General features: G+C 42.4%; 2 protein-coding genes. One reads left to right on the plus strand and one right to left on the minus strand.

Annotated elements, in window-relative coordinates:
- A partial coding sequence (locus L4B77_RS19785) for an IS3 family transposase (protein ID WP_429752557.1) occupies positions 1-141 on the plus strand: 141 nt, incomplete at its 5' end.
- A gap of 79 nt (positions 142-220) precedes the next feature.
- Here the strand turns inward: L4B77_RS19785 and htpG are convergent.
- Entirely contained in the window at positions 221-2,125 is a 1,905-nt protein-coding gene (gene htpG, locus L4B77_RS19790; protein WP_261837810.1) for a molecular chaperone HtpG, read from the minus strand.
- Positions 2,126-2,196: the final 71 nt, after the last annotated feature.

The following is a 2,196-nucleotide window of genomic DNA, read 5'->3' on the forward strand; positions in this document are numbered from 1 at the left end:
AACCAAAGCTTTGAAGATGCAGATGCACTGATAGAGAAAATTAAAGAATACATCGAGTACTACAATACCAAACGTATAAAAGTGAAACTAAAAGGCCTGACTCCGATAGAATATCGAACTCAGGCCTTGAAAGCCGCTTAACAGAAATGTCCAACTTTATGGGGTCACTTCATTAGCGAGCTTTTTATTACAATGATGATCTTAACCTAAAGTCGAAGAACTATCGCTTTGTTAGCAGTTCGTTGATTGCACCCAGAAATTGTGACGGGTCTTCCATTGACCCCTTCTCCGCGAGCATCGCTTGACCAAGTAGCAATTCAACCCAGCGACCAAACGCTTGTTCGTCAGCTTCATCGGCCATCTGTTTAACCAGTGTATGCTCAGGGTTAATCTCAAAAATGTATTTCACTTCAGGTGCCGCTTGACCCGCAGCCTCTAGAAGCTTAGCCATTTGTGTCCCCATATCAAAATCGTCCGTAACAACCACCGCAGGCGTTGTCGCTAGCTTGAAGGTAGTACGAACCTCTTTAACACGATCACCTAGATAAGATTGAGCACGTTCAACAACAGACTTAAACTCTTCTTCGGTCTCTTTTTGCTTCTCTTTCTCTTCTTCACCTTCAAACTGGCTCAGATCTAAGCCCGCTTTGGTGATCGACTGGAACGACTTACCATCGAAGTCAGTCAGGTAATTCATCACATACTCATCGATACGATCGTACATAAGAATGACTTCGATACCTTTGGCTTTGAATTGCTCTAAATGAGGACTGTTCTTAGCGGCAGTGTAGCTATCGGCCGTTAGGTAATAAATCTTGTCTTGACCCTCTTTCATGCGCTCAATGTAAGACGCTAGGCTGATGGTTTGGTCAGCTGAGTCAACTTCCGTTGACGAGAAACGCAGTAAATTAGCGATCTTCTCTTTATTCGCGATGTCTTCAGCTGGGCCTTCTTTCATAACAAGGCCAAACTCTTTCCAAAACTCTAGGTACTTATCATTGTCACTCTTCGCCATACGCTCAAGCATAGTCAGCACACGCTTAGTACATGCCCCACGAAGAGACTGAGTGACTTTATTGTCTTGCAAAATTTCACGTGACACATTAAGAGGCAGATCATTTGAGTCAATTAAACCACGAACGAAACGCATGTAAGAGGGCATGAATTGTTCAGCATCATCCATGATAAACACACGCTGTACGTATAATTTCAAGCCGCTCTTATGATCACGGTTCATCATGTCCCAAGGCGCTTTAGCTGGGATATACAGAAGGCTTGTATAGTCATTCTTACCTTCGACTTTGTTGTGGCTCCAGGTCAGTGGATCCGCAAAGTCATGTGACACGTGCTTATAAAACTCTTGGTATTCTTCTTTCTCGATATCCGATTTGTTACGAGTCCAAAGTGCTTGAGCCTTGTTAATCTGTTCCCAACGCTTCTCTTCAGTGTCTTTACCTTCGTCATCTTTAACCGCAGTTAACATTGAAACCGGGATGCCGATGTGATCAGAATATTTACTAATGACTTCACGCAAACGCCATTCATTCAAGAACTCTTTGCCGTCTTCACGCATATGAAGAATAATATCAGTACCACGAGATTCTTTAATGATGTCTTCAATGGTATAATCCCCTTCACCCGCAGAGTGCCATTGAACCGCTTGATTGTTCGCTAAGCCTGCAGCTCGGGTACGAACGGTTACGGCATCTGCAACAATAAATGCCGAATAGAAACCAACACCAAATTGGCCGATAAGTTGAGAGTCTTTGCTTTGTTCATCCGACAACTTTGAGAAAAAGTCAGCGGTGCCTGATTTAGCAATGGTACCCAAATGTTCAATAACATTGTCACGGCTCATGCCGATACCATTATCAGAAATCGTTAAAGTATTCGCCTCTGCGTTAAACGACAATTTTACACCTAGATCAGCGTCGCCTTGGTAAAGATCACCATTCGATAGCGCTTGAAAACGAAGCTTATCAGCCGCGTCAGATGCATTAGAAATCAGCTCACGTAGGAAGATTTCTTTATTTGAATACAGTGAGTGAATCATTAAATGAAGTAGTTGTTTCACTTCAGATTGAAAGCCACGAGTCTCTTTATTTTGCGTTGCTGTTTCGCTCATTTTTACTCCAAAACATCTATACTTTATGTTAAATAATTACAGGGCCGTAATATTGGATACCATTCTTATGT

Source organism: Vibrio minamisatsumaniensis (assembly GCF_050337445.1).
Lineage (GTDB): Bacteria > Pseudomonadota > Gammaproteobacteria > Enterobacterales > Vibrionaceae > Vibrio > Vibrio artabrorum.

Bases quoted from the DNA above. Each gene is read 5' to 3' on its own strand.
- htpG (WP_261837810.1), bottom strand. From the start codon at position 2,125: ATGAGCGAAACAGCAACGCAAAATAAAGAGACTCGTGGCTTTCAATCT.